General features: G+C 58.7%; 17 protein-coding genes. 11 read left to right on the top strand and 6 right to left on the bottom strand.

Annotated elements, in window-relative coordinates; genetic code table 11:
* Window positions 1-82: 82 nt before the first annotated feature.
* Both J3P75_RS14520 and J3P75_RS14515 read right to left on the bottom strand, forming a co-directional pair.
* The gene (locus J3P75_RS14520; protein ID WP_434707173.1) at window positions 83-3,913 is read right to left on the bottom strand and encodes a hypothetical protein; all 3,831 of its coding nucleotides are present in this window, start codon (window positions 3,911-3,913) and stop codon (window positions 83-85) included.
* 142 nt (window positions 3,914-4,055) lie between these two features.
* Window positions 4,056-4,433 carry a response regulator gene (locus J3P75_RS14515; RefSeq protein ID WP_434707172.1) on the bottom strand — a complete coding sequence of 126 codons (378 nt, stop codon included), beginning with the start codon at window positions 4,431-4,433 and terminating at the stop codon, window positions 4,056-4,058.
* A gap of 261 nt (window positions 4,434-4,694) precedes the next feature.
* Here J3P75_RS14515 and J3P75_RS14510 point away from each other — a divergent pair, with 261 nt between their 5' ends.
* The 5 genes from J3P75_RS14510 to J3P75_RS14490 are packed head-to-tail and all read left to right on the top strand — an operon-like array spanning window position 4,695 to window position 11,239.
* Window positions 4,695-8,186, top strand: coding sequence for a response regulator (locus J3P75_RS14510; RefSeq protein ID WP_434707171.1), 3,492 nt, complete (start codon window positions 4,695-4,697; stop codon window positions 8,184-8,186).
* Complete coding sequence (locus J3P75_RS14505; protein ID WP_090283324.1) at window positions 8,186-9,019, top strand: CheR family methyltransferase; 834 nt, start codon at window positions 8,186-8,188, stop codon at window positions 9,017-9,019. Before J3P75_RS14510 ends, J3P75_RS14505 begins: the two co-directional genes overlap by 1 nt.
* Complete coding sequence (locus tag J3P75_RS14500) at window positions 9,016-9,609, top strand: chemotaxis protein CheB (protein ID WP_434707170.1); 594 nt, start codon at window positions 9,016-9,018, stop codon at window positions 9,607-9,609. Before J3P75_RS14505 ends, J3P75_RS14500 begins: the two co-directional genes overlap by 4 nt.
* Window positions 9,603-10,817: a hybrid sensor histidine kinase/response regulator gene (locus J3P75_RS14495; protein WP_090283326.1), complete on the top strand. Its 1,215-nt coding sequence runs from the start codon at window positions 9,603-9,605 to the stop codon at window positions 10,815-10,817. Before J3P75_RS14500 ends, J3P75_RS14495 begins: the two co-directional genes overlap by 7 nt.
* A 44-nt stretch (window positions 10,818-10,861) precedes the next feature.
* Complete coding sequence (locus J3P75_RS14490) at window positions 10,862-11,239, top strand: response regulator (protein ID WP_016774860.1); 378 nt, start codon at window positions 10,862-10,864, stop codon at window positions 11,237-11,239.
* A 36-nt stretch (window positions 11,240-11,275) separates the two neighbouring features.
* Here J3P75_RS14490 and J3P75_RS14485 read toward each other — a convergent pair whose 3' ends face one another.
* The 3 genes from J3P75_RS14485 to J3P75_RS14475 all read right to left on the bottom strand — a co-directional run bounded on the left by J3P75_RS14485 (window position 11,276) and on the right by J3P75_RS14475 (window position 15,624).
* Window positions 11,276-12,946 (bottom strand): ATP-binding protein, encoded by a 1,671-nt coding sequence (locus tag J3P75_RS14485; RefSeq protein ID WP_434707169.1) that lies wholly within the window; start codon window positions 12,944-12,946, stop codon window positions 11,276-11,278.
* Entirely contained in the window at window positions 12,943-14,445 is a 1,503-nt protein-coding gene (locus tag J3P75_RS14480) for an ATPase domain-containing protein (protein WP_434588957.1), read from the bottom strand. Before J3P75_RS14480 ends, J3P75_RS14485 begins: the two co-directional genes overlap by 4 nt.
* Window positions 14,446-14,568: 123 nt before the next feature.
* Window positions 14,569-15,624 (bottom strand): tetratricopeptide repeat protein, encoded by a 1,056-nt coding sequence (locus J3P75_RS14475; RefSeq protein WP_434707168.1) that lies wholly within the window; start codon window positions 15,622-15,624, stop codon window positions 14,569-14,571.
* A gap of 171 nt (window positions 15,625-15,795) precedes the next feature.
* On the opposite strand from J3P75_RS14475, the gene J3P75_RS14470 reads away from it, so the two are divergent.
* The 4 genes from J3P75_RS14470 to J3P75_RS14455 all read left to right on the top strand — a co-directional run bounded on the left by J3P75_RS14470 (window position 15,796) and on the right by J3P75_RS14455 (window position 20,733).
* Window positions 15,796-17,931, top strand: coding sequence for an FUSC family protein (locus J3P75_RS14470; protein WP_434707167.1), 2,136 nt, complete (start codon window positions 15,796-15,798; stop codon window positions 17,929-17,931).
* Entirely contained in the window at window positions 17,921-18,121 is a 201-nt protein-coding gene (locus tag J3P75_RS14465; RefSeq protein WP_434707166.1) for a DUF1656 domain-containing protein, read from the top strand. The genes J3P75_RS14470 and J3P75_RS14465 overlap by 11 nt, the downstream gene beginning before the upstream one ends.
* Window positions 18,122-18,125: 4 nt before the next feature.
* The gene (locus J3P75_RS14460) at window positions 18,126-19,079 is read left to right on the top strand and encodes a biotin/lipoyl-binding protein (RefSeq protein ID WP_203417879.1); all 954 of its coding nucleotides are present in this window, start codon (window positions 18,126-18,128) and stop codon (window positions 19,077-19,079) included.
* Window positions 19,080-19,587: 508 nt separating this feature from the next.
* Window positions 19,588-20,733, top strand: coding sequence for an integrase core domain-containing protein (locus J3P75_RS14455; protein WP_434707165.1), 1,146 nt, complete (start codon window positions 19,588-19,590; stop codon window positions 20,731-20,733).
* 298 nt (window positions 20,734-21,031) lie between these two features.
* On the opposite strand, the gene J3P75_RS14450 is transcribed toward J3P75_RS14455, so the two are convergent.
* Window positions 21,032-22,309 carry an OmpP1/FadL family transporter gene (locus J3P75_RS14450; RefSeq protein ID WP_434707164.1) on the bottom strand — a complete coding sequence of 426 codons (1,278 nt, stop codon included), beginning with the start codon at window positions 22,307-22,309 and terminating at the stop codon, window positions 21,032-21,034.
* A 130-nt stretch (window positions 22,310-22,439) separates the two neighbouring features.
* Between J3P75_RS14450 and J3P75_RS14445 the strand changes: the two genes are divergently transcribed.
* Both J3P75_RS14445 and J3P75_RS14440 read left to right on the top strand, forming a co-directional pair.
* Window positions 22,440-23,555: an AI-2E family transporter gene (locus tag J3P75_RS14445; RefSeq protein ID WP_434707163.1), complete on the top strand. Its 1,116-nt coding sequence runs from the start codon at window positions 22,440-22,442 to the stop codon at window positions 23,553-23,555.
* A gap of 96 nt (window positions 23,556-23,651) precedes the next feature.
* Complete coding sequence (locus J3P75_RS14440) at window positions 23,652-25,265, top strand: mechanosensitive ion channel family protein (RefSeq protein WP_434707162.1); 1,614 nt, start codon at window positions 23,652-23,654, stop codon at window positions 25,263-25,265.
* The last annotated feature ends 63 nt before the right edge of the window (window positions 25,266-25,328 follow it).

Here is a 25,328-nt window from a genome sequence, read left to right as displayed (position 1 = left end):
GGCCGGCAAAAAAAGGGCGCAATTAAACCACAGTGATGGTTGTTTGCGCCCCTCTTCTCAGCAGTGCACCTGTGTTCGCGTTTTAAAAGGCCGGTTTGGCCAGGTTAAGCAGAAGCGGGCCCGGAAGGAACTCTCCGGGAGCGGTGTTATTGATCGTATTGGTGATAACCGAACGGTTGAACTGAAAAGTACTGGGGCTGGTTCGGTATTGATCGATCAAAGACACTGCCAATGCATAGGATTCGGCATTCAGCAGTGCCGGGTGCTCTTTGATGATTGCTGGCCAGGTTGTAATAGACTCGAATTCCTGAAAGTCCTCCACTTTTGCATAGCGGAAATGAGGGTTGGCCGTATTTTTGGGATGCGCCTTGCGCGGGTTTCTGGCGAACTCTAACAAACCGACGGCGTCGTACTCCGCCGGGCTTGCACCTTTAACCGCATCTCCGTAATAGAAGTCAAGCGTGCCTGGGGCACCATGAGACATTTCATGCACCAGAACGTCGCCGATCCTGGCGTCATCAAATTTCGCCACTTCATACATTTCATCCAGGTTGTCAGCGTAAATGGACAAGAACGTCCTTGTGTTGACGTCCAGTTTGGTATTTGAGTACACAGCGGCTTGCCAGCGCTTATAGGCCTGAGGCTGTAACGCAGCATAGGCATCGCTGCCCGGTGGTCGAAAGATCATGTTCTCAAGACTGACAAAGTCGAGATCTCTGCGCATGTTCCGCAGATCGTTTGTTATGTGCTCGACTGCCGCATTCGAGTCAGTACCAAAGACATGCAGAAGGACGGTTCTGACGTCCTCGTTTCGGGCATCGGAGATCAACGCAATCGTGTTGTCGATTTTACTTTTAGCGTGAGGAATCGCTTTTTTAAGATAACCGCGGGTGTAGCTGAAAGGTTTTACTCGCTTGAATGGGTTGCGAAAGATATTGACAACTTTCAGCTCTCTCAATTGAGGTCCCCACGGTTCGCCCAGACGGTTTACGGCGTACCATTCATCCGTGTGGCGTATGCCCCACACCTGGAAAAGGTCGGTGGAGCTCTGCGCATAGTGTCGTGTGCCCAGACGGAGAGTGTCGGTATCGAGCGCTGTGGAAAGTGTGTGGTAGGCCGGTTTTGCAGTCCATTTCCGCGCATCGTATATAGCGCCTTCAAGTGCGGCCAAACCGCTGTGCCAGCCTTTACGTAAGAGCTTCGCTCCCTTGATCAGTACATCGGTGGCCCCGTCCAGTGGGTTGATCAGGCTGTTTACCAGTCCAAGGCCTGTCGAAGCGATTTTGCCGGCCTTTGTGGCAACACTCACGCCTGTGGCGACTACGGTGGCAATCTTCGCGATGGCAGCGACGACTAACAGAACGGTCATTGCAGCTTCCAGAGCGCAAGCTCCGGCGCCTTGAACCTGTCGTTCTATATCGTCGGAATTCAAATCTTCGATACAGGACTTGAACGGAACGATCACATTGAGGAACGTATCCAGATCCTTGTCCCGCTTGATCCGCAACGCCTCGAGCCGGGTCTGTCCCCAACATTCTTTGACCAGTTCATCATAAGTCGCTATCGGCCGGTGCTTGAGCACGAAGTTCACCAGGCGATCGAACTCCCTGGAGTAGAAACTTTGATAGTAACCGTTGATCTGCGACGGTGGCTCAGCGGGCAACTCGTCGACTTTGTCGATGATGCCCGAACTGAACGCGACGAGACCGGGTGTCACCCCGTGGGTATAACATTCGATATCCGTGGGTAATCGATGCACTGTAGCAGGCGCAGAGTATTTCCTCCCTGCGGGGGAAACCTTTGGATTCAGCAGATTCTCCTGCTGAATCAGCGCTGCCATTTGAGTGTTTTCACGGCAGACGCCGTGCAATGTGAGTAGCTCGTAACATGAACCCTGACCCTCGTACTCGCAATAAATCACCACGCCGTAGCGGCCTTTGGCTTCGTCTATTTCTTTATGGCTTTCAGAGGGCTTACGCTGAGTCGTCTTCACGATCGTGTCAATCACCGACGCTAATGGATTGACGGGCAAAGTGGTTATGTCCTGAAGTTTCGCGACCGAGGGTCTCACTGTGAACATCGTCACCTTGCCCTTGAGCAAACGAGTCCGTTCAGACAGCGGCAGGAACGAGAAGGCCTGTTTCAGATGCGTATGCATGGCTTGTGTATGCGTGACATAGGCCCGATTGAACTGGCGGTGGAATTCACCGTCGGGCGAAACCAGATTGCGCAGCAGGTCAGGAAACGCTTTATAGATACTTTCGCCTTTTTTCAGATCCCAGTCGCCGGCCGCAAGGTCGTTGGACATATGCAGTTCAACCGGAGAAAGGCGCAGCGAGTTATAGGCGTCTTCCAACGGTACATTGCGTACCTGCTGAAGCACGTCACTTTCAAGGTAAGTACAACCCTTGGCGACGTGCTTGAGAATGTCCAAGGCGACACTTTTGCGTGTTGGCAGAGGGCGCTTCAATGTTTCGGCATTTGCGGCAAGGGTTCTGGCATGCCGCACATACGCATCCGTGGCGACTTTAAGGGCCTCGGGGACGGAGTTTTCGACCTCTTCAGGCGAGACGATTTTATTGAGCAATGCCCAATCGATGACAGGGTCTATCGCTGCCAGGGCATCGAGTTTCTTGCGCGATTCGGTCGCCGGTTCCAGTGTCGAGAGCTGTTGCAGCTTTGCGTAAGACATCGAGCGGGTCGAGCCCGGCGCTATGATTTCATGCACCGCTACGATTCGGCAGTATTCGACGCATTGTGGTGTACCCAGTAATAGCGTGGCAGGCAGTTGGGGGACCAAAAACTCCGGTGCGGGCTCGGCCAGTAATAAGTGCGCGGCGAGTGCGACGTTACGTTGGCTCACTCGATGATGTGCGATCAGGTGATTTTCGAATCGGGTCTGAATGTCTGCGAAAGACTGTTCCAGATGTTCGGCAGCATACAGATCGAAGCCGGCCACATGATTGCGCGGCTCTTGCTCACCCACTTGCGGATGGAGATCAAGCAATAGGGAGGTCAGGATGATTTGTTTGCGCGATGCTGCCGACTGTGGCTGATTCGGCTGCGCGCCATACCAGCCCAGATCGCGCACGTAAGCGTCCGCCCAGTGAGCGGCGATCGGGTTGGAGACCAGTTGCTCAATGATGTTTTCGGCTTCGGAGCGTTTGAACGGCGCTGACCGGCCACCCAGAATACGGTCTGACAGATGCTCCAGTAATGACTCGCCTTTTGTATAACTGACAATGAGTTTACGAAACTCGCCGCGTTGCGCCGCCGACAGCGTGGCCGTGTTGCCTTCGCTGGCCTTGATCATGTCCCGATAGTTACCAAACACTGGACCTGGCTTGGGCGCGGCAGTCATGAATGCGACCAGGCGGGAAACTTCGAGAGCGTTGCGCGGAATCAGAAAACCATGAAATGCCAGCCATTGTGTTAAATCAATCTGCTCGGCGTTGGAAATCCTGCCACCGGTAAACGCTGCCATTTCAACCAGGGTTTGCAGGTCTTCTTTCAAATCCGGGGCGAGTATGAAAGCGTTTTCCAGGCCTGTGGTGTTGTTCTGGCTGACTGCATTCATCTTGCCTTCAGCCGTTACCTCAAAAATGAAGCGATCGGAAAGTTGTAATGTGGCCAAGAGTTTTTTGAAGGAGGCTTGTTCGGACAATGTTCGCAACAGCTGCCGACCTGCCAGCAGCGCATCTTCCAGGGATGACCCCGGTTCCAGAGAAATTGTTGCACCGGCCAAAGTAACAGTTCGCGAAGGGTCGAGATCCGACACGCGTTGTTTGAGTTTATAAATGACTTCTTCCCGCTCACGATTATCACTCGGAGAGTGATCGCGCCGGGAGTCTATGGCATGCGTAGGTCGAGATAAATGACGTGGATTGGAAAATACCGCATGTTTAATATTCATAAGTCTGCTTGTTGTTGGTTTGTAAGTTCGACGTATCCTCTTTTTTAAGTGGGTGGTTATCAACAAGGTTTGTGTGAGGTAGTTTTGCAGGTCTCGAAGGTTATTGTTGTTGTGTCGAGTCCACGAGGCGATATCGCTAAGTTTAAGTTGATTGCGGATTGGCAAAAATTATCTGTCTTACTTTGTCACGCAACTGGTCGATGGAAAACGGCTTGCCGATCATATGCATGCCTTGCGGAACATCAACCGTCTCGGCGTAACCGCTTGCGAACAACACCGGAAGTGTCGGGCGCAACGCACGCGCTTGCAGGGCTAGCTCTTTGCCGTCGATATCGGGGAGGCCGACATCGGTCATCATCAAATCAATTGACTGGCCGCCGTCTCTGAGCTTTTCCAGTGCCTGCTCGCCACCATCGGCTTCAACGACCTGGTACTCCAGCTCCTCCAGCACATCCACAATAAGCATGCGTACGATGTTGTCGTCTTCTACGACAAGGATGGTGGGGGCGTTGGTGGACATGGCAGGGCTCTCAAAAAAAACGCGGGGACACCGGTCGATCGGAATCGCCGGACTCTTGCATGAGTAAGTGGCGCATAGCCACAAGTTCCCGGCCTGATACAAAAAAAGCGCAGGGCAGCGGGGTGGCGACAGGATAGCGGTTGGCGCCGCCCGGGTGCAGGGGGATGTAGGAAAACGCCATCAAAAACGTGAGAAAAATGGATCCAGACCGGGGTTTTCGGGCAAACTCCACGTTTTTCAACAGTTCGACAAGGCTGCCTCATGTCCTCTCCGTCTTCGGTTGATGAACAACGGTTTCGCAAACTCCTGATTCGCAACATCAGCCTGCCCCTGGGCGTTGGCGCCCTGAGCGCCGTGTTCTTCGTGGCGCTGATCACCTATCTGTTGTCGGTCATCCAGTGGGTGGAGCACACCGACCGGGTGATCAATAACGCCAACGAAGCGGTGAAACTCACCGTTGACCTGGAAACCGGCATGCGTGGCTACCTGCTCAGCGGTGACGAGCATTTCCTCGACCCGTACGAGACCGCCAAGCCGCGCATCGCCGTGGCGCTCAATACCCTGCTTGAGCTGACCGCCGACAACCCGGTGCAGACGGATCGTTTGCGCCGCCTGCAGGCGTTACAGGTGGAGTGGGCCAATTACGCGCAATCGATGATCGATCTGCAGCGCAGCAGCGGCGATTATCGCGGCGCGGTCAAGGCCGGGCGCGGCAAGCGCCTGACCGACGAAATCCGCAAGCAGTTCGAAGACGTCATCGAGACCGAGCAGGTATTGCGCGCCACGCGTAATGAAGAAGTGCGACGTACCACGATCTGGAGTATCAGCCTTTACCTGCTGTTCATCGGCGTGATCAGCGGTTTGCTGGCGTATGTCGGTCGTCGTGATCTGGTCAATCTTTCGCAAAGCTATAGCGCGACCCTGGCGGCGCAAGAGGCCAGTGCCGAGCGCCTGGAAAAACAAGCATGGTTGCGCAATGGCCAGACGCAACTGGCCGAGCAAGTGTTGGGGCAACTGACGCTGAATCTGTTGGGGCGCAATATTCTGCAGTTCTGCGCGCAGTACCTGGGCACTGCCGTGGCCGCATTGTATGTGCGCGAAGAGCACGGCGGACTGAAACGCGTGGCCACTTACGGGTTCTCCCGCGAACAGGAAGAACAGGAACAAGCGATCTTCAGTGGCGAAGGCATCGTTGGCCAGGTGGCGCAACAGGCGCGGCTGATTCGTCTGGATTCGGTGCCGAGCGACTATTTCAAAGTCAGCTCAGGCCTCGGTGAAGGCTTGCCGCACAGCGTGCTGGTGGTGCCGACCAGCGACGACGAGCGCGTCAATGGCGTGATCGAACTGGGCTTCCTGCGCCCGCTGAACCAGCGCGACATCGACTTGCTGGAACTGATTGCCGGCAACATCGGTACGTCCATCGAAGCGGCGCGTTACCGTCAGCGCCTGCAGGAAGTGCTGGCCGAAACCCAGCAGCTCAACGAAGAGTTGCAGGTGCAGCAGGAAGAACTGAAAACTGCCAACGAAGAGCTGGAAGAACAGTCGCGGATCCTCAAGGAATCCCAGGCGCACCTGGAAACCCAGCAGGTCGAACTGGAGCAGACCAACGAGCAGCTTGCCGAACAGGCGCAAACCCTGGCCGAGCAGCGCGATGCCATGGACCAGAAGAACACCGAGCTCAATCAGGCCCAGGTGCAACTGGAAGAACGCGCCGAAGAGTTGCAGCGTTCAAGCAAATACAAGTCCGAATTCCTCGCCAACATGTCCCACGAACTGCGCACGCCGTTGAACAGCTCGCTGATTCTGGCGAAGTTGCTCGCGGAGAATCCGCAGGAAAACCTCAGCGCCGAACAGGTCAAGTTCGCCGAGTCGATCTATTCCGCCGGCAACGACTTGCTCAACCTGATCAACGATATTCTCGACATCTCCAAAGTCGAGGCAGGCAAGCTCGAAGTGCTGCCCGAGAACACCAGCGTCGCGCGTCTGGCCGAAGGCCTGCGCAACATGTTCGAGCCACTGGCGACGGACAAGCAGCTGGCCTTCACTGTCGACCTGCAACCGGGCGCGCCGACCATGCTGTACACCGACCGCCAGCGCCTGGAGCAGGTGATCAAGAACCTGCTGTCGAACGCGTTGAAGTTCACCGAGAAGGGTTCGGTGAGCCTGACCATCGCCGGCCAGCCCGACGACCGTATTGCTTTCATCGTTCGCGACTCTGGCATCGGTATTGCGCCCGACCAGCAGGAAAGCATTTTCGAAGCGTTCCGCCAGGCCGATGGCACCACCAACCGCAAATACGGCGGCACCGGTCTGGGCTTGTCGATTTCTCGTGATCTGGCGACCTTGCTCGGCGGCTCGATCAGCGTCAGCAGCACGCCGGGGCAGGGCAGTGTGTTCACGCTGCTGCTGCCAACTCAATACAGCGAGTCCGCTGAAGTGGCCTCGGCGCCTTTGACCTTCACACCGCCTGCGCCAGTTGCGCCTGCAGCGCCGTCGCTGAATGTGTCACCGCTGGCGCCGGTACACATTCCGCGTTTCGCCGACGATCGTGACAAAGCTCCGTTCGATACCCGCTGCATTCTGGTGGTGGAAGACGAACCGAACTTCGCCCACATTCTTTACGACCTCGCGCACGAACTGGGCTATCAGTGCCTGGTCGCCCACGGTGCCGACGAAGGCTACGACCTGGCCAAAGAGTTCGTCCCGGATGCGATCCTGCTCGACATGCGCCTGCCAGATCACTCCGGCCTGACCGTGCTGCAGCGTCTCAAGGAACATGCCGGCACCCGGCACATCCCGGTGCACGTGATTTCCGTCGAAGACCGTGTCGAAGCAGCGATGCACATGGGCGCCATCGGCTATGCGGTCAAACCTACCACCCGTGAAGAGCTGAAAGACGTATTCGCCCGTCTCGAAGCCAAGCTGACGCAGAAGGTCAAACGCGTGCTGCTGGTCGAGGATGACGATCTGCAACGCGAAAGCATCGCGCGGCTGATCGGCGACGAAGACATCGAGATCACCGCGGTGGGCCTGGCCCAGGACGCGCTGGAGCTGCTGCGCACGACGATCTACGACTGCATGGTCATCGATCTGAAGTTGCCGGACATGCTCGGCAATGACCTGCTCAAGCGCATGTCCACCGAGGACATCTGCTCGTTCCCGCCGGTGATTGTCTACACCGGGCGCAACCTGACCCGCGACGAAGAATCCGAGCTGCGCAAATATTCGCGCTCGATCATCATCAAGGGCGCACGCTCGCCGGAGCGCTTGCTCGATGAGGTCACACTCTTTCTGCACAAAGTCGAATCGCAGTTGTCCCATGAACGGCAGAAGATGCTCAAGACCGCACGCAGCCGCGACAAAGTCTTCGAGGGCCGCAAGGTGCTGTTGGTGGACGATGATGTGCGCAACATTTTCGCCCTGACCAGCGCCCTGGAGACCAAAGGCGCAGTTGTGGTGATCGGCCGTAACGGTCGTGAAGCGATTGAGAAACTCAACGAAGTCGAGGACATCGATCTGGTGTTGATGGACGTGATGATGCCGGAAATGGACGGTTTCGAAGCCACCATTGAAATCCGCAAGGATCCGCGTTGGCGCAAGCTGCCGATCATTGCGGTCACGGCCAAGGCGATGAAGGACGATCAGGAGCGCTGCCTGCAAGCGGGCGCCAATGATTACCTGGCCAAACCCATCGACCTGGATCGTCTGTTCTCGCTGATTCGAGTGTGGTTACCGAAGATGGAACGCATTTAGTGGAACGCAGTACACCCGCCGAACGAAACAGCGAAATTGAGCTGCGCCTGTTGATCGAGGCGATTTATCTCAAGTACAGCTACGATTTTCGCGATTACTCCGGCGCTTCGATCAAGCGCCGGGTGCACCACGCGTTGAGCCAGTTCGAGTGCGCGACGATTTCAGCGTTGCAGGAAAAGGTTCTGCACGACCCGACGGCGTTCATGCAGCTTTTGCAGCTGCTGACGATTCCGGTCAGCGAGATGTTTCGCGACCCGTCGCACTTTCTCGCCATCCGCAACGAAGTGGTGCCGCTGTTGCGCACCTATCCGTCGTTGAAAATCTGGATCGCCGGGTGCAGCACGGGCGAGGAAGTCTACTCGATGGCGATTCTGCTGCGCGAAGAAGGCTTGCTCGATCGCACTATCATCTACGCTACGGACATCAATCCGCGCTCGCTGGACAAGGCCAAGCAGGGGATTTTCTCGATGGAGAACGTCCGCGCCTATACGGCCAATTACCAACAGGCCGGTGGTCAGCGTTCGTTCGCCGACTACTACACGGCGGCCTATGGCTACGCGATTTTTGACAAGACCCTGTGCGAAAACGTGACGTTTGCCGATCACAGCCTGGCCACCGACAGCGTGTTCTCCGAAACCCACTTGATTTCCTGCCGCAACGTGCTGATCTATTTCAACAAGAAGCTCCAGGATCGGGCCTTCGGCTTGTTTCATGAATCGCTGTGTCACCGCGGCTTTCTGGTGCTGGGCAGCAAAGAGACGCTGGACTTTTCCAACTATGCCAACCGGTTCGAAGGGCTGGTGAAGCAAGAACGGATTTACCGCAAAACATGAACGAAGCGGCGGTTTTGCCTCGCGTCGAGGCCGTTGTAGTCGGAGCGTCCGCCGGTGGCGTCGAGGCGCTGCTGAGCCTGCTCGGGCCGCTGCGCCGAGGCTTCAGATTGCCAATCATTGTGGTGTTGCACCTACCCGAAGAGCGCCGCAGCCAATTGGCCGAAGTCTTCGCCCGGCGCCTGCAAATGCCGGTGGTCGAGGCTGCCGACAAGCAGGATATCAAAGCCGGGACGGTATATTTCGCCACGCCCGGTTATCACCTGTCGATTGAAATGGACCGCAGCTTTTCCTTGAGTCAGGAAGACCGTTTGCACCATTCGCGGCCCTCGATCGATTTCCTCTTCGAGTCCGCCGCCGACGTTTACGGGCCAACGCTGGCTGCGGTTTTACTGACTGGCGCCAATCACGATGGCGCGCGCGGGCTGGCGCAAATCAAGCGCTGCGGCGGTTTGACCATTGTCCAGGACCCCAACGAAGCGCAGGTCGCCACCATGCCTCAGGCTGCAATGAACATTCGGCAGCCGGATCATGTCCTACCCATTCACGACATCAGCGGTCTGCTTGTCGAGCTGGAACGAATCGCATGCTAAGTAACATCCAAGCCAAACTGCTGATCGTCGACGATCTGCCGGAGAATCTGCTGGCACTCGAAGCGCTGATCAAGCGCGAAGACCGCACGGTCTACAAAGCCCTGTCAGCGGACGAGGCGTTGTCGTTGCTGCTGCAGCACGAGTTCGCCATGGCCATTCTCGATGTGCAGATGCCAGGCATGAACGGCTTCGAACTCGCCGAATTGATGCGCGGCACCGAGAAAACCAAGAACATCCCGATCATTTTCGTCAGCGCAGCGGGCCGTGAACTGAACTACGCGTTCAAAGGCTACGAGAGCGGGGCGGTGGACTTTCTGCATAAACCGCTGGATATCCATGCGGTGAAGAGCAAGGTCAACGTGTTCGTCGATCTGTATCGCCAAAGCAAAGCATTGAAGCAACAGCTCGAAGCGCTGGAACAGGCGCGTCGCGAACAGGAAGCGTTGCTGCAACAATTGCAAAGCACCCAGGCGGACCTCGAGCAGGCCGTGCGCATGCGCGATGACTTCATGTCGATCGTCGCCCACGAAGTGCGCACGCCGCTCAACGGCCTGATTCTCGAAACCCAGCTGCGCAAGATGCACCTGGCCCGCGACAACGCGTCGGCGTTCACCCTCGACAAGATGCACGCGATGGTCGATCGCGATGAGCGGCAGATCAAAAGCCTGATTCGCCTGATTGAAGACATGCTCGACGTGTCGCGCATTCGTACCGGTAAATTGTCGATCCGCCCGAGCCGTTTCGATCTGGTGCAATTGGTGAGCAATCTGTTACAGAACTTCGCACAGCAGATCGAGGCCGCAGAGACCGAAGTGTCGTTGACCGTATTCGGGCCCGTGGAAGGTCATTGGGACGAGTTCCGCATCGAGCAAGTGGTGTCGAACCTGCTGACCAACGCCCTGCGTTATGGCGGCCGCAGCCCGATCCAGGTGCGCGTCTATCGTGAGGGCGATGAAGCGCGGATCGAAGTCCAGGACCACGGCATCGGCATTAGCAAAGAAAACCAGAAGCGTATTTTCCAACAGTTCGAACGGGTTTCCGCCAAGACGGTAGTGGCCGGGCTCGGGCTGGGTCTGTTCATTTCCGAGCAGATCGTCGCCGCCCATGGCGGCTCCATCGTCGTCGAAAGTGAAATCAACGAAGGCGCCCTGTTTCGCGTTTGTCTGCCAATCCAGGAAAACGGCATATCCGACGCAACCTCTGATTGACCGTACGGTCGTATCAGCAGCTATTGACCGAACAAAGGCTTCCCATGAGCGTAGATGCACAAGATGTAGTACTCGTCGTCGAAGACGAACCGGTTATCTTGATGGTCCTGACGGATTACTTGTCAGGGCAGGGCTATCGCGTGTTGCAGGCTGAAAACGGAGAGCAGGCGTTCGAGATTCTGGCGAGCAAGCCGCACCTGGACATGCTGATCACCGACTTTCGCTTGCCGGGCGGGATTTCCGGCGTGCAGATCGCCGAACCGGCGGTGAAATTGCGCCCGGATCTGAAAGTAATCTTCATCAGTGGTTATCCGCAGGAAATCCGCGAGACCGGTAGCCCGATCACCAGCAAGGCACCGATTCTGGAAAAGCCTTTCGACCTTGATGTATTGCAGGAAAAGATTCAGGAGTTGCTGGCCTGATCCCCCGGCCTGCTCACGCGGGCCGTGGATTGCCAGTCAGTTCTTGATCATTTCGCGCACCTTGGCGGTGAGCAGATCGAAGGTGAACGGCTTGGTGATCATCTGCATGCCGGAATCGAGGAACCCGCCGCGCACGGCGGCATGCTCGGCGTAACCGGTGATGAACAGCACCTTCAGGCCGGGCCGATATTGGCGACCGACCTCCGCCAGTTGCCGGCCGTTCATGCCCGGCAATCCGACGTCGCTGACCAGCAAGTCGATGCGCTGCGTCGAATTGAGAATCGGCAATGCGGTATCGGCGTCGCCAGCCTCTACGTAGGCATAACCCAACTCACTGAGCACCGCACAGACCAGTACGCGCACCGCTGGATCATCCTCGACGATCAGCACGGTTTCGCCGTCCAGCGCATCCGGAGAATGCTCAACGTTGGGGTCGTCAACGACCAGTTCTTCACCGCGAAAACGCGGCAGGTAAAGTTTGACCGTGGTGCCCTGATCGATTTCGCTGTCGATCGAAACATGGCCGCGCGACTGTTTACTGAACCCGTAAATCATCGACAGGCCCAGACCTGTGCCCTGGCCGATCGGTTTGGTGGTGAAGAAAGGATCGAATGCGCGGCTCATGACACTTTGCGGCATGCCGCAGCCGTTATCGGTAACGCTGAGCATCACGTAGTCACCGGGCTCGAGATTGCTGTAGGCCTCGGTGAAATCGCGATGCAGCACCTGATTGCTGGTCTCGACCACCAGCTTGCCGCCGTCGGGCATGGCGTCACGGGCGTTGATCACCAGGTTGAGCAGGGCGCTTTCCAGTTGATTGGGGTCGGCTTCGGCGACCCAGAGGTTTTCATCCAGGCGCATCTCCAGCTGAATGCTTTCATTGAGGCTGCGCTGCAACAGCTCACCCATCGACAGCACCAGGGTGTTCATCTGTACGGCTTTGGAGTCCAGCGACTGGCGACGTGAAAACGCCAGCAGACGATGGGTCAGGCCGGCGGCGCGGTTGGCTGAGGTCACGCCCAGATCGATCAGGCTGTCGAGGTCTTCAGTGCGCCCACGGGCCAGGCGCCGACGGATCAATTCGAGGCTGCCGATGATCCCGGTGAGCATGTTATTGAAGTCGTGCGCGATGCCGCCGGTGAGCTGGCCGACCGCCTCCATTTTCTGCGACTGGCGCAACGCTTCTTCGTTGTGACGAAGCTGCGCGGTGCGCTCTTCGACCTGCTGCTCAAGGGTTTCGAGGGTCGATTGCAGGCGCCGTTCGCTTTCGCTCAGGTCGATCAGGCGATCACGCGCTTCATATTGTCGTCGCCGCCCGCGCAGTGCGGCCGAAACCATACTGACCAGGGTGACAGGATGAAAAGGGCGCTCGAGAAAAGTGACATTACCGAGCAGATCGCTCAGGCGCGACGAGGGCCCCTGTTCCTGACCGCCGTGGTGGGTCAGCAGAATGATCGGCAGATCCGACCACGCCGGTTGCTGCTCCAGCCAGGCGAACAGCGTTTCCATTTCAGGCCCGCGCAAGGCTTCGGCGGCGACCAGTAACAAGCCTGCGCCCAGTTCGAGCTGCGTACACAACTCACCGAGGGCAGGGGTCACGACGCCACCGTAACCGGCCTCATTGAGAATCTTCAGCGCAATCTGACTGTCGCGACCCAGGGGCGCCAGAATCAGCGCCCGTTCGGCCAGTGGCACCTCGAGATTCACAAGCTGTCTTCCTGAAGCAGCGGATTGTTCGCGCCGAGGTAAGTGGGGACGCCACGCAGCACGCCCTGAAACGCTTCCAGCGGTTCACCGATGGTCATGCCGCCCTTCGAAATGCGGAATTCACGAATGGTCGATTCGTGGCTGCCCGTGCGTTTCTTGATGATGGAGATCGCGCGGCGGACTTTGCCCAGCGCTTCGAAATACCGCAGCAGCACCACGGTGTCAGCCAGATAGGTGATGTCGACCGGCGCTTGCATGTCACCGACCAGGCCATGCTGGGCGACCGTCATGAACGTCGCCGCGCCTTTACGATTGAGGTACAGCAACAATTCGTGCATGTGCAGGACCAGCGCGTTCTCTTCCGGCATCGCGGCCTGGTAACCGTTGATGCTGTCGATCACCACGGTCTTGATTTCGCCTTCATCGACGCAACGGCGCACGCGATGGGAAAACTCGCCCGGCGACAGTTCGGCGGCGTCGACTTGCTCGATCAGCAGATTGCCGGTGGCCTGCAGCTCCTTGAGGTTGATACCGATGTTCTTCATGCGCTCGAATAGCAGGCCCAGCTCTTCGTCGAAGATGAACAGCGCAGCTTTTTCGCCGCGACGCACAGCCGCCGCGGCGAAGATCATCGAGATCAGCGACTTGCCGGTACCGGCAGGACCGAGGATCAGCGTGCTGGAACCGGTCTCGATGCCACCGCCAAGCAGTGCATCCATTTGCTCGATGCCGCTGGACAGTTGCAACCGCGCATACTCGCCGCGATGCTCCGCCGCCACTAGCCGCGGGAACACATGCACGCCATCACCCATAATGGTGAAGTCGTGAAAACCGCCGCGATACTTCTGCCCGCGATACTTGACCACGCGCACGCGGCGACGCTCGGCACCGTAGGCGGGCGTCAGTTCCTCGAGGCGGATCACCCCGTGCGCAACGCTGTGCACGGTTTTATCAAGGGATTCGGTGGTGAGATCGTCCAGCAGCACCACCGTCGCGTTATAGCGGACGAAGTAATGTTTGATCGCCAGAATCTGCCGGCGATAGCGCAGAGAGCTTTGCGCCAGCAAGCGGATCTCGGACAGGCTGTCGAGCACTACGCGGGTCGGTTTGAAACGCTCGACCGCTTCGAAAATCTGCTTGGTGGCTTCGCCCAGCTCCAGATCGGAGGAATACAGCAGGCTTTGCTGGTGTTCAGCATTAAGCAGGCTTTCCGGCGGCGTCAGCTCGAAGATTTCGATGTTCTCGTCGAGCGTCCAGCCGTGGGACAGCGCGCCTTGGCGCAGCTCGCGCTCGGTTTCCGAGAGCGTGATGTACAACGAGCGCTCGCCGGCTTTCGCGCCGGCCAGGAGAAAATGCAAAGCGACCGTGGTTTTGCCGGTTCCGGGTTCACCCTCCAGCAGAAACACATGCCCGCGAGACAAGCCACCGGCCAGGATGTCATCCAGACCCGCAATGCCGGTAGCGGCTTTCGCACTGATCAACTCGTTAGAAGTAGACAAATAATGTCCTCTCATGACTTAGGGAAGCGCGACCATCGATGCATTGGGTCGGCTTGAATAACTTGACCTTAAGCCGTGATGGCAGTTCCGCTTATTGTTTGCGGATGTTGCTGGTTTCTACGCTCAGAGACCCTGCTGCAGCGCCGGATCGTCTGGGTTCAGCTGTTCGAGCTGCGCCAGCAGAATCTGCACATTTTGCAGCTGGCCGCTTTCTTTCCAGTAATTGATCAGCAGAACCCGGGCCTTGCGGTCGGCGGGATGGCGCTGGACGATTTCCTGCAGCTGCTTTTGCGCCGCCTCCAGTTCTTCTGCACTGTGCAGCGTGGTGGCGAGGTCGTAGCGGTAATCCTTGTTGTCCGGTTCCAGCTCGACGGCTTTCGATAAGCCGAGCAGGGCGTATTCACGCTGGCCATGGTGCAGCAACCACAGCCCCAGGGCGTGTTGCAAATAGGCTGAATCAGGCTGGGCCTTGAGTTGTCGGGCGAGTAATTGGCGCGCTGCGTCGCTTTGGCCCAAGCGGTCGAGGACATCGATCTGCATGACCAGCGCCGGCAGATTGCCCGGCTCCAGACGCAGCGAGTTTTCCAGGGCGACTTGCGCTTGCTTGAATTCGGCGTTGTGAATGTGCAGGCGCGCCAATTGCGCGTAGTTGGCGGCAGATTCCGGTTGCGCCTTGAGGGTCTGCTCCCAGCCATCGATGGCTTGCTGCAGCGGCGCGAAATACAGCCCCAGTTCGTCAGGCGTCAGGCCGAGCAGGGCATTGATGGCGGCAAAACGCACGTTCTGGTCCGCATCATCGAGCATCGGCCCCAGCAACAGGCTGCGTTGCCCGCCCGGGACCAGCCCGACCACGCTCTTGATGGCGGCCAAGCGTACTTGTGGAGCTTCGTTCTGCAGGTCGGTGTCAGCCAGTTTCAGTGCCTGGGGGCTTGGATAGTTGGGAAGCTCGCCATGCAGCCACACGCGACGCTTGACCGAGATGTCCGGTCGGCCGAGTTGCTGGTACAACTGGCGCGCCGCCCCCGGTTCACCGGTGCGCGCGGCGTTCAGCGCTTCGCTGTAACCGTGTTTGATCGCATCGGGTATCACCGGGGTGGTGCTACGCAGCGACAACCAGGCCACAACGACGATAAGCACCAGGCCCAGGCTGATCAGCAGGTAGCGGCGAGACTGAGGCATGCAGGTTTCCGAAACAGGCGTTATTGAGCAGAGCGGCAAGCTTCGGTCAGCTCGGGCAATCAGTCAAACCCTGTGCATGTGAATCGTCCTACAAGCTGCGTCGACTCAGTTGCGCACCAAGCCAGCGATGCAGTGTCTACGCTTGCAGAAGTCGCTTTGATGAGTGTGCCCATGCAAGCCCTGTTCAATTACTTCAAGGCCGTGATTCATCCCGGTCAGGCCGTTCTGCTGTTTGCCCTGCGCACCATTGCGGCGGGGTTGCTGACGCTGTATCTGGCGTTCGTGTTCGACCTCGACCAGCCCAAGTGGTCGATCATGGCGGTGGTCATCGTCAGTCAGCCATTGGCCGGGATGGCGCTGGCGCGCAGTTTCGGCCAGGTCATCGGTACGACCCTTGGCGCGGCTGTGGCAGTGCTGATCATGGCGATTTTCCCCCAGGCGCCGTTGCCCTTTATCACCACGCTCGCGCTGTGGCTGGCGCTGTGCACGGCCGGTGGCACGCTGCTGCGCTATACCAGTTCACAAGCGTTCGTGCTCAGTGGTTACACCGCGGTGGTCGTCGCGCTGCTGGCGATCCCCGATCCGGACGGCACTTTCCTGCTGGCGGTGACTCGCGTGACTGAAACCCTGCTGGCCGTGGCGTGCGTGTGCGTGGTCAGCCTGTTGACGGCGCGCCCGCAAGCCGTGGCCAAGGGGTATTTCGCCAAGGTCGATCAGGTGATCAAACTGGCGGCCAGTCATGCGGCGGCAGTGCTGCGTACCGAAGAAAGCGAGGCGGACTTTCAGCGTCGGCAGCAGCAACTGCTTGGCGAAATCAGCGCGCTGGAGGGCTTGCGTCGGCATTTGTACTTTGACGCGCCGCGCCTGCGCAGTGCGAACAATCTGGTGTTGCTGCTGGGCAACCAATTGATGCTGCTGACTTCGCGGCTCACCGCATTACGTCATCAGCGAGAACTGCTCACCGAGCGCTGGGAGGGCGATCTGCCGCTGGAGGTGCAACGCCTGCGCAGCGAAGAACTGGCTCTTCTCGACGAACTGGCGGAGCAGGGGCGCTCATTGTCCAGCGAGCGCCGGCATGATTTCCTCACCTTGCAGCAGCAATTCGAAGGTCTTGCTTACCAGGCCGAACAACTCACCGAAACCATGAGCGCGACCCTGCGCTCGCTGGCCTGGGCGTTACGCTGGGAGCAGGCGCGGCTGTTGCAGCAACTCGAGCAGATCCTCGAATTGAGCGATGCGATTCAGGAGGGGCGAGAGGCCAGCGTGCTGTTTCGCGGGCAGGTCAGCCCGCTGCATCTGGATTTCACCCTGGCGTCGATGAATGCGATCCGCGCGTTTACGGCGTTGCTGGTGGCCGGGTTGATCTGGATCGAAACTGCTTGGGATGGCGCGCGTGGCGGGATGATTCTGGTGGGGATACTCTGCTCGCTGATGGCGACATTTCCGCGACCGCTGATGGCCGCGCAGAGTTACGCCCGCGGCCTCGGACTGGCGCTGGTGGTCTCGGCGCTGTATCAATTCATGCTGGTGCCGGCGATCAGTGATTTCGAACCGCTGGCCTTGCTGCTTGCGCCGCTGCTGTATGTCATTGCAATCGGCCTGGCGAACCCGGCGACGACGGGCATTGCCATGGGCCTGGGCTTGTCGAGCTTCTTGATGATCGGTCCGCAGAACGTCGGCACCGGGCAGAACACTGCCATTCAATGGTTCGAATTCGCTGGCGCCTACGTCAGTGCGGCGATGCTCGCGCTGTTGGTTTATGCGTGGATCTTCCCGTTCCGCCCGGCATTGCGCTTGCGCCGCTTGTATAACGAAGCGCGCGAGCAGGTGTATACGCTAAGCAAAACTCCAGCAACCGACGCAGAGCAATTTGCCTTCGAAAGTCGCATGGTCGATCGCCTGACCAGCATGCTCGGCCTGCTGCCGGCGGCGAACAGTCGGGTCATGCAACAACTGTATGAAGTCAGCCTGGCGTGCGTCGCACTGGGTGTGGCGATGCAGCAATTGCGGCAGCAGGCGCAAAACAATGCGTTGCTCAGTGAGGCATTCAGTCAGCATCTGGCGTCTGCGCTGCGCAAGACCGGGCGTTTTGTCGCCGGGCGTGAGGAGGTGCAACTGGCGCCATTGTTGACGACGCTGCGCGCCTTGGGCGACGAGCTGGACGATCTGCACGTCGCCAGCCACGAGCATCTGTGGTCGGTATTTCGCATGCGTGTCGCCCTGCTGATCATCGTGTCATTCCTGCAGCGTCACGGTGAATTCATCGAGCGCTCGATTCCGGAAGGAGAACCGGCCCTTGCCCATTGATTTCGAGATTGGCGGCGTATACCTGCCGCCCATTGCCCAAGCGCTGTTGTTGGCCATACCGATATTTCTGGTACTGGACTGGGGGCTACGCCGCCTCGGCGTGCTGCGGCTGGTCTGGCATGAAGCGCTGTTTGAGGGCGCCTTGTATGCGTCAGTTTGCGCGACGCTGATTTTGTTGATGGGAGCCTGATGCCTTGAAAGTGTTATTCGCGCGGTTGGTCACATTGGCGGTGGTGGTGTTGGCCATCGTGCTGGGCTGGTTTGCCTGGGAGTATTACACCCGTGCGCCGTGGACGCGGGATGCGCGGGTGAGGGCGGATGTGGTGACGCTGTCGGCGGATGTTTCCGGGCGCATTGTCAGCCTCGCCGTGCAGGACAACCAGCATGTCGACAAGGGGCAACTGCTGATGGAGATCGATCCGGCGCGCTATCGCCTGGCGGTGGAGCATGCGCGGCGCTCGGTGGAGGTCGCCCGGGCCTCGCTGGGTCAGTCGCAAGCGGCGATCGTCGCCAGCGAAGCCTTGCTCAAGCAGCGACAGAGTGAGGAGCGTCGGCGGCGCAAGCTCAAGCAGGGTTTTGCGATTTCCGGTGAAGAGTGGGAAAAATCCAGCACCGATGTCGCGGTGGCTCAGGCGGACCTGCTGCGCAATCAGGCCAATCTCGGGCTGGCCGAGGCCAATGTGCAACTGGCGGTTGCCGCACTGACCCAGGCCGAACTTGATCTGCAGCGTACGCGCGTCGAGTCGCCGGTCAGTGGTTATGTCACCAATCTACTGACCCGTCAGGGTGACTATGCGACAGCGGGTGGCGCCTTGATGGCGCTGGTCGACAGTGATTCGTTCTATATCAGTGGTTACTTCGAAGAGACCAAGCTGCCGCGTATCAGCGAGGGTAATCGGGTCCGTGTGCAATTGATGAGCGGGGAAACCTTTGGCGGTACGGTGCAGAGCATTGCCTTTGCTATTGCCGACCGGGAAAACGCACCGGGTAGTCGGCTGCTGGCCAATATCAATCCGAGTTACACCTGGGTGAAACTGGCGCAGCGGGTGCCGGTGCGGATCGAGATCGATGGTGACTATGCCGGGAAGAACCGCTTGCGTGCGGGTACGACTGCTACTGTGACGGTGCTTGAGGATCGTGGTTTTTAGGCGAGGGCAGCTTGCTTTTGGGTGTATATCCGTTGCTGCGGTAACGGCGGCTTAGGGTTTCGCCCTTACGGCGAGGCACCTTTTTCAAACGCCAAAAAGGTAACCCAAAACGCTTGCTCCTACGTACGGCCCTCGCAGGCTCGGGTCCCTTCGCTGCGAGATCCCTCCGCTCAGCCTTCCGATATCGCTGGTTAGGCAAGATTAAGATCAAAAGCACTCGAGCTGGCGCTCATTGTTGAGTGGTTAGGAGCGTCGCATGGCTTGGGATTTGCGGTGGATTCGCCCCTCACCCCAGCCCTCTCCCGAGGGAGAGGGAGCCGATTTTGGTTGGCTTTGAAGTTTGCGTACGACTCGGTATTTCAGGTCAGCGTACCTTTCGCATCCACCACGGTCAGTCCCCTCTCCCCTCCGGGAGAGGGCTAGGGTGGGTAAAGACCGGGTACATCCTTTACGTTTGAGACCGGGGACATGGTTTACAGGTATTAATCATGGTCAGGAGGTGCTGACCATGCCCTGGAATCAAGAGTCCCCAATGGATCAACGAGTGAAGTTAGTCAGTGACTGGCTTAGCGGTAGTTACACCAAGAGCCAATTAAGCCGGCGCTACGGCGTCAGCCGTCCAACCATCGACAAGTGGCTGGAACGGTATGCAGCGTTGGGCGTGGATGGTTTGAAAGAGCAATCGCGCAAGCCATTGAACTGCCCTCATCAAACTCCCGATGAAATCATTGCCACGCTGCTAACCAAGAAAAACGAACATCCCGATCGGGGACCCAAACAGATCATTGATCGCCTGCGCGATTCCGACCCGCATATCCAATGGCCGGCGGCGAGTACCGCCGGGGAGTGGTTGAAGAAAGCTGGTTTGGTGGTGGCGCGACGGCCGTATCCCCCGCGCCCCCGTGCTCCAACACACTTGCGTCCGGTCGACGCGCCCAACCAGACTTGGTGTGCTGATTACAAAGGGCAGTTCAAAATGCAGGACGGTAATTGGTGCTATCCGCTGACCATTACCGATCAGATGAGCCGCTTTTTATTCGTCTGTCGCGCTTTGCCCAGTACGCACGGAGCGCCAACGCGGGAAGGCTTTGAGTGGGCTTTTCGAGAATATGGGCTGCCGGATGTGATCCGCACTGACAACGGCGCTCCTTTCGCGTCGACAGGTCTGGCGCGACTTTCGAAATTATCGGTTTGGTTCATCAGACTTGGAATCCATGTCGAAACGATTACGCCTGGCCGCCCCGACCAAAATGGTCGACATGAACGGATGCATCGAACGCTAAAGGCAGCAGTGCCACCGGCGGAAAACTTGGTGCGCCAGCAGCTGGCTTTTGAGGATTTCATCCAAGACTTCAATTACCACCGACCGCACACCGCGCTGGGCATGAAACCGCCGGCATCTGTCTATAGCCCGTCGATACGCGCTTATCCAGGTTACTTGCCTGCGCTTGAATACGGTTCCGATGTTGAAGTACGCAAGGTTCGGTCAAATGGGGAAATCAAATGGAAAGGACAGCTGATTTTTCTAGGAGAGGCTCTGATTGGAGAGGACATTGCGCTGAAGGAAGTGGCTGATGACGCTTGGGAACTGTACCTTTGCAGCCATTGTTTAGGCAGGCTTGAAAGCGGCGCCAAACGCGTTTCAAGCCTGTAAAGGTGTAAACGATGTCCCCGGTCTAATTTGTAAAGGATGTACCGGTCTCTACAGTGAGGGGCTTTTGATTTCAGCTTTCAGCCTTCAGCCCTTCAATGCCGCCGGTGATCAATATCAAAATCAGGCGAGCCAACACTCGGCCTAATGGTTGCACCCGATCCCTGTGGGAGCTTGCCTGCAAGCGATTGGGCCAGCACAGCCAACACATCACTGCCTGAACCACCGCCATCGCCAGCAGGCTGGCTCCCACAGGCTGAGCAAGCGCCAACAGGGTTCGGCAAGTTTGCGAACGCCGAAATCAGAAACGCCAGGTCACCCCACCTCCAACAATGTGCAGCGCACTGTTCGGATAACTACCGGACAATGTCTGGCCGTTGCGCTTGGTCTGTTGCACATCCATGTCGCCGAGCCAGACCAGGGTGTAATTGAGGTTGAGGTCGGTGTCTTCGGCGAGTTGGTAGCTCAGGCCGGTCGCCAGGCGCCAGGCGTCGTTCATCGGGTTGTCGACGGTGCGGTCCTTGTCTTTGACGGCGGAGCTGTCGTAGCCCAGGCCCATGTTCCAGCGCAGTTTCGGGCTGATCTGGTTTTGTGCCCCCACTGACAGGTGCCAGGTGTCCTGGTATTTGCGGTCGACGGCGCGGGACACGTTGCCGGCGGCGGAATCTACCGAGACGCCGATGTCGGCAAAGTCGCTCCAGTCCTGCCAGTTCACCGAGCTGAGCAGCGTCCATTGTTCGTTCAACTGATGGGCGATACTCAGCGTCGCGGTCTGCGGGATGTTCATGTCGATTTCCAGCTCGTCGACGTCCAGCCTCGATAACGCGAGATTGAGCAGCGGGTTGCGCACGCCATGGACTGACGGTGAATCCTTGAACTCCATTTTGACCTTGCTGGTATAGGCCAGGCCGAGCGTGGTGCGCTCGTTCAGTTGATAGCGCACGCCGACGTTGACCCCGGTGCCGACGTCGGTGTCCTTGTATTGCAAGCGGCCATCCTGCTGGAACGGGTCGTCCGGCAGGAAGGCGTTATTGTCGATGGCCATCTTGGTGTAGTAGTAGCCGTAGACCAGACGCGGGCCGATGCCCACTGACAGGTCATCGGTGAACTTGTAGGCGAAGGTCGGCTGCATCGAGATGCCGATCAGCGTCGACTCCTGAGAGAAATAGCGCCCGGCCCAGTCGTCGTCATATTTGACGCTCAGGCCGAAGTTGCCGTACATGCCGAAGCCGATACTGGCGCGCTCATTGAGTTCATGGCTGATAAAAAAACTGCTGCCCGGCAGGATCGGCAGGGGGTTGCCGCCTTCGTTGCCGCCGAAATCGTTAGCGCTGTCGCGATCAAATCCCAGGCCACCGAATATCGCCTGACCGGTCAGGGTGACCTGCGTGCCTCTCAGCACGGCGATGCCGGCCGGGTTGCTCATCAGCACGCTCGGGTCAGTCGCCAGCGCCGCCGAGCCGGCATTCGCCAGCCCCGCGCCTTCCTGGCCCGCCTCGTACAAATCGATCCCGCCAGCGAATGCCTGACTCCCGGCTCCGGCCAGCGCAAGAATGATCAGTGATTGCGTGGTTTTCATCCCGGCTTCCTTATCAATGAAGATCAGCCTTCAGGTTTAGTCGCGAATCGGCTCGGGCACCAGTCGAGACGAGCTGTCGTTCGTGAACTACGCTCACAGCGGTTCAACGGAGCCGGGCAGGAGAGCCTGAATGGACGACAAACCGCTGCTGACTTTCAACAGTTCCCGCGCGCTGCTGGACGTGCTCATCCGCGCGGGGCTGATCACCGTGCTGGTGTTGTTCTGCTACGACATCTTTCATCCGTTTCTGAATGTGATGCTGTGGGCGCTGATCCTCGCGGTGACGCTGTATCCGCTGAACCAGAAACTCGGCGCGAAGCTGGGCAATCGCTATGGCTGGGCGGCAATCATTCTGGTGCTGCTGGGGCTGGTGATTCTGATGCTGCCGTTGAGCCTGCTCGGCGCCTCGATTGCCGATTCGGTCAAGGACGGCATACACACAATCGAAGCCGGGCAGTTCGAGATTCCACCGCCACCGGCCAGCGTCGAGGCCTGGCCGCTGATCGGCGCGCCGTTGTATGGCATCTGGATGCACGCCTCGCAGGACCTGAGCTGGACATTTCAAGAACTGGCGCCGCACCTCAAGGACTGGAGCAAAGTGGTTCTGCATCAGGCCGCGGGTGTCGGTGCCGGGATCGTGGTGTTTGTGATTGCGCTGATCGTCGCGGGTCTGATCATGACCCACGGCACGCGTGGCCACCGCACCGCCGTGGCGATCACCACGCGGATTTCCGGGCCGGTGCGCGGCCCGCAGATTGCCGAACTGTGTACCGCCACCATCCGCGCCGTGGCGCAGGGCGTGGTCGGCATTGCGTTCATTCAGATGCTGTTGATCGGCGTCGCGCTGGTGATCATGGGCGTGCCCGCCGCCGGCATTCTTGCCTTGCTGGTGTTGTTGCTGGGCATTACCCAGTTACCGGTGCTGCTGATCACCGTGCCCGTGGTGATTTACGTCTTCGCCCACGACGGGGTGGGCGCCGGGACGATCATCTTCGCGGTGTGGATGGTCATCGCCGGGCTGTCCGATAACGTGCTCAAGCCGATGTTGCTGGGCCGTGGGGTGGCGGTGCCGATGCCGGTGGTGCTGATTGGCGCGCTCGGCGGCATGGTCAACAGCGGCATCATCGGCCTGTTTACCGGCCCGGTGATTCTGGCGGTGGGCTATGAATTGTTTATCGGCTGGGTCTATCAACCGGCGAATGTGACCGAGCTTCTGGAGGATCCGGAGAGCAAAAATCTGCCGTGACATTTATCCGGGCGTGCGAATCTGACAACCGTTCATCGCTCGACTACGCTGGCTTACGTATCCCTCTCTGACAGTTGGGCGTAAGGAAACAGGCGCATGCGAAGCAGGCTGCTGGCGGTTTGGATGGTGCTGTTCGCAATGCTCTGGAGCGGTGTTGGCTGGGCGCTGGATGCCGCACCGAAAACGGCCGACGAAGCGGTCGAGTTGAAGGTCGCCAATCGCAGCATCATGCTGTTTCGCGCGACCATTCTCGGCGAGGCGCCGGCGTCACGGGTCAAGCGGGCAAAAATGGTCATCCACGAGGCGCTCAACGAAGACGCCGAACTGAAGATCAGCACCGACTCGATTCAGAACAGCTACATCGTGCTGATCGGCGACAAACGCGCGTTCATCGTCGCCCCCAAGGACATCGACAGCCTCGAGTATTCCTCGGTACAGGAAGCCGCCGAAGGCGCGGCCGAGCGGTTGCGTCAGGTGGTGACCGAAACCCGCGAGGCACGCAATCTGCAGATGATCGTGCGGTCGCTGGGGCTCGCCGCCGTGGCCACGCTGATTTACCTGGGGCTGCTCTGGTGCCTGGCCTGGTTACGGCGCAAATTGCTCAGCAAACTGCCGGCACTGATGGATCGTCACACCCGCGCGCTGAAGGTCGGGCGCGTGCAGTTGATCGATGCGAATTTCCTCTATCCGCTGGTCAGCCGTTTTCTGTTGTTGTTGCGCTGGCTGCTGATTCTGTTGCTCACCTACGAGTGGCTGGGTTTTATCCTGTCGCGGTTTCCCTATACCCGGCCGTGGGGCGAGAGTCTCAACAATTACCTGTTCGAACTGGCCGGCTATCTGCTGCAAGGAATTGTCGATTCGATCCCCGGCCTCGGCGTGGCCCTGGCGATTTTCTTTATCGCCCGTGGCGTCGTAGCTTTCACCCGGCGGATCCTGCGACGCATGGCCACGCCGGGGACGTTCAGTTGGCTGAACCACGAAACCCTGCAACCGACGCAACGCCTGACCGCGCTGGCGGTGTGGCTGTTTGCGTTGGCGATGGCTTATCCGTACTTGCCCGGCGCCGGCACCGATGCGTTCAAAGGCTTGTCGGTGCTGATCGGCCTGATGATTTCCCTCGGCGCGACCAGCGTTGTCGGGCAGGCCGCTGCCGGTTTGATCCTGACCTACACACGCACGCTGCGCCCCGGCGAGTTCGTGCGCATTGGCGAGTACGAAGGCACGGTTACGGAGCTGGGCATGTTCACCACGCGGATTCGCACCGGTCTGGGCGAAGTGCTGACGCTACCCAATTCAATGATCACCGGCACCGTCACCAAGAACTATTCACGCACCGTGCAAGGCCCCGGTTATGTGGTCGACACCGTGGTGACCATCGGCTACGACACGCCGTGGCGACAAGTGGAGGCAATGTTGCTGGAAGCGGCAAAACGTACGCCGGGTGTGCTGGAAGATCCGCCGGCGCAGGTGTTCCAGACCGCACTTTCGGATTTCTATCCCGAATACCGCCTCGTCGCTCAAGCGATCCCAAGCCAGCCACGCCCGCGCGCGGTGCTGCTGAGCATGCTGCACGCCAATATTCAGGATGTGTTCAACGAATACGGCGTGCAGATCATGTCGCCGCACTATCTGGGCGATCCGCCGGAAGAGAAGCGGGTGCCACCGGAGAAATGGTTCACCGCGCCTGCGCAAGCGCCGCGGGAACAGTGATAGCCGCATTGGCGCGCATCGCCAGTGAGAACTAGGCTGGTCAGTCAGTCGCCTTCAGGCGCA

Source organism: Pseudomonas sp. R1-1 (assembly GCF_051132135.1).
Classification (GTDB): domain Bacteria; phylum Pseudomonadota; class Gammaproteobacteria; order Pseudomonadales; family Pseudomonadaceae; genus Aquipseudomonas.
The sequence above is the reverse complement of the archived record's forward strand: the minus strand, read 5'-3'. Positions and strand labels throughout refer to the sequence as shown.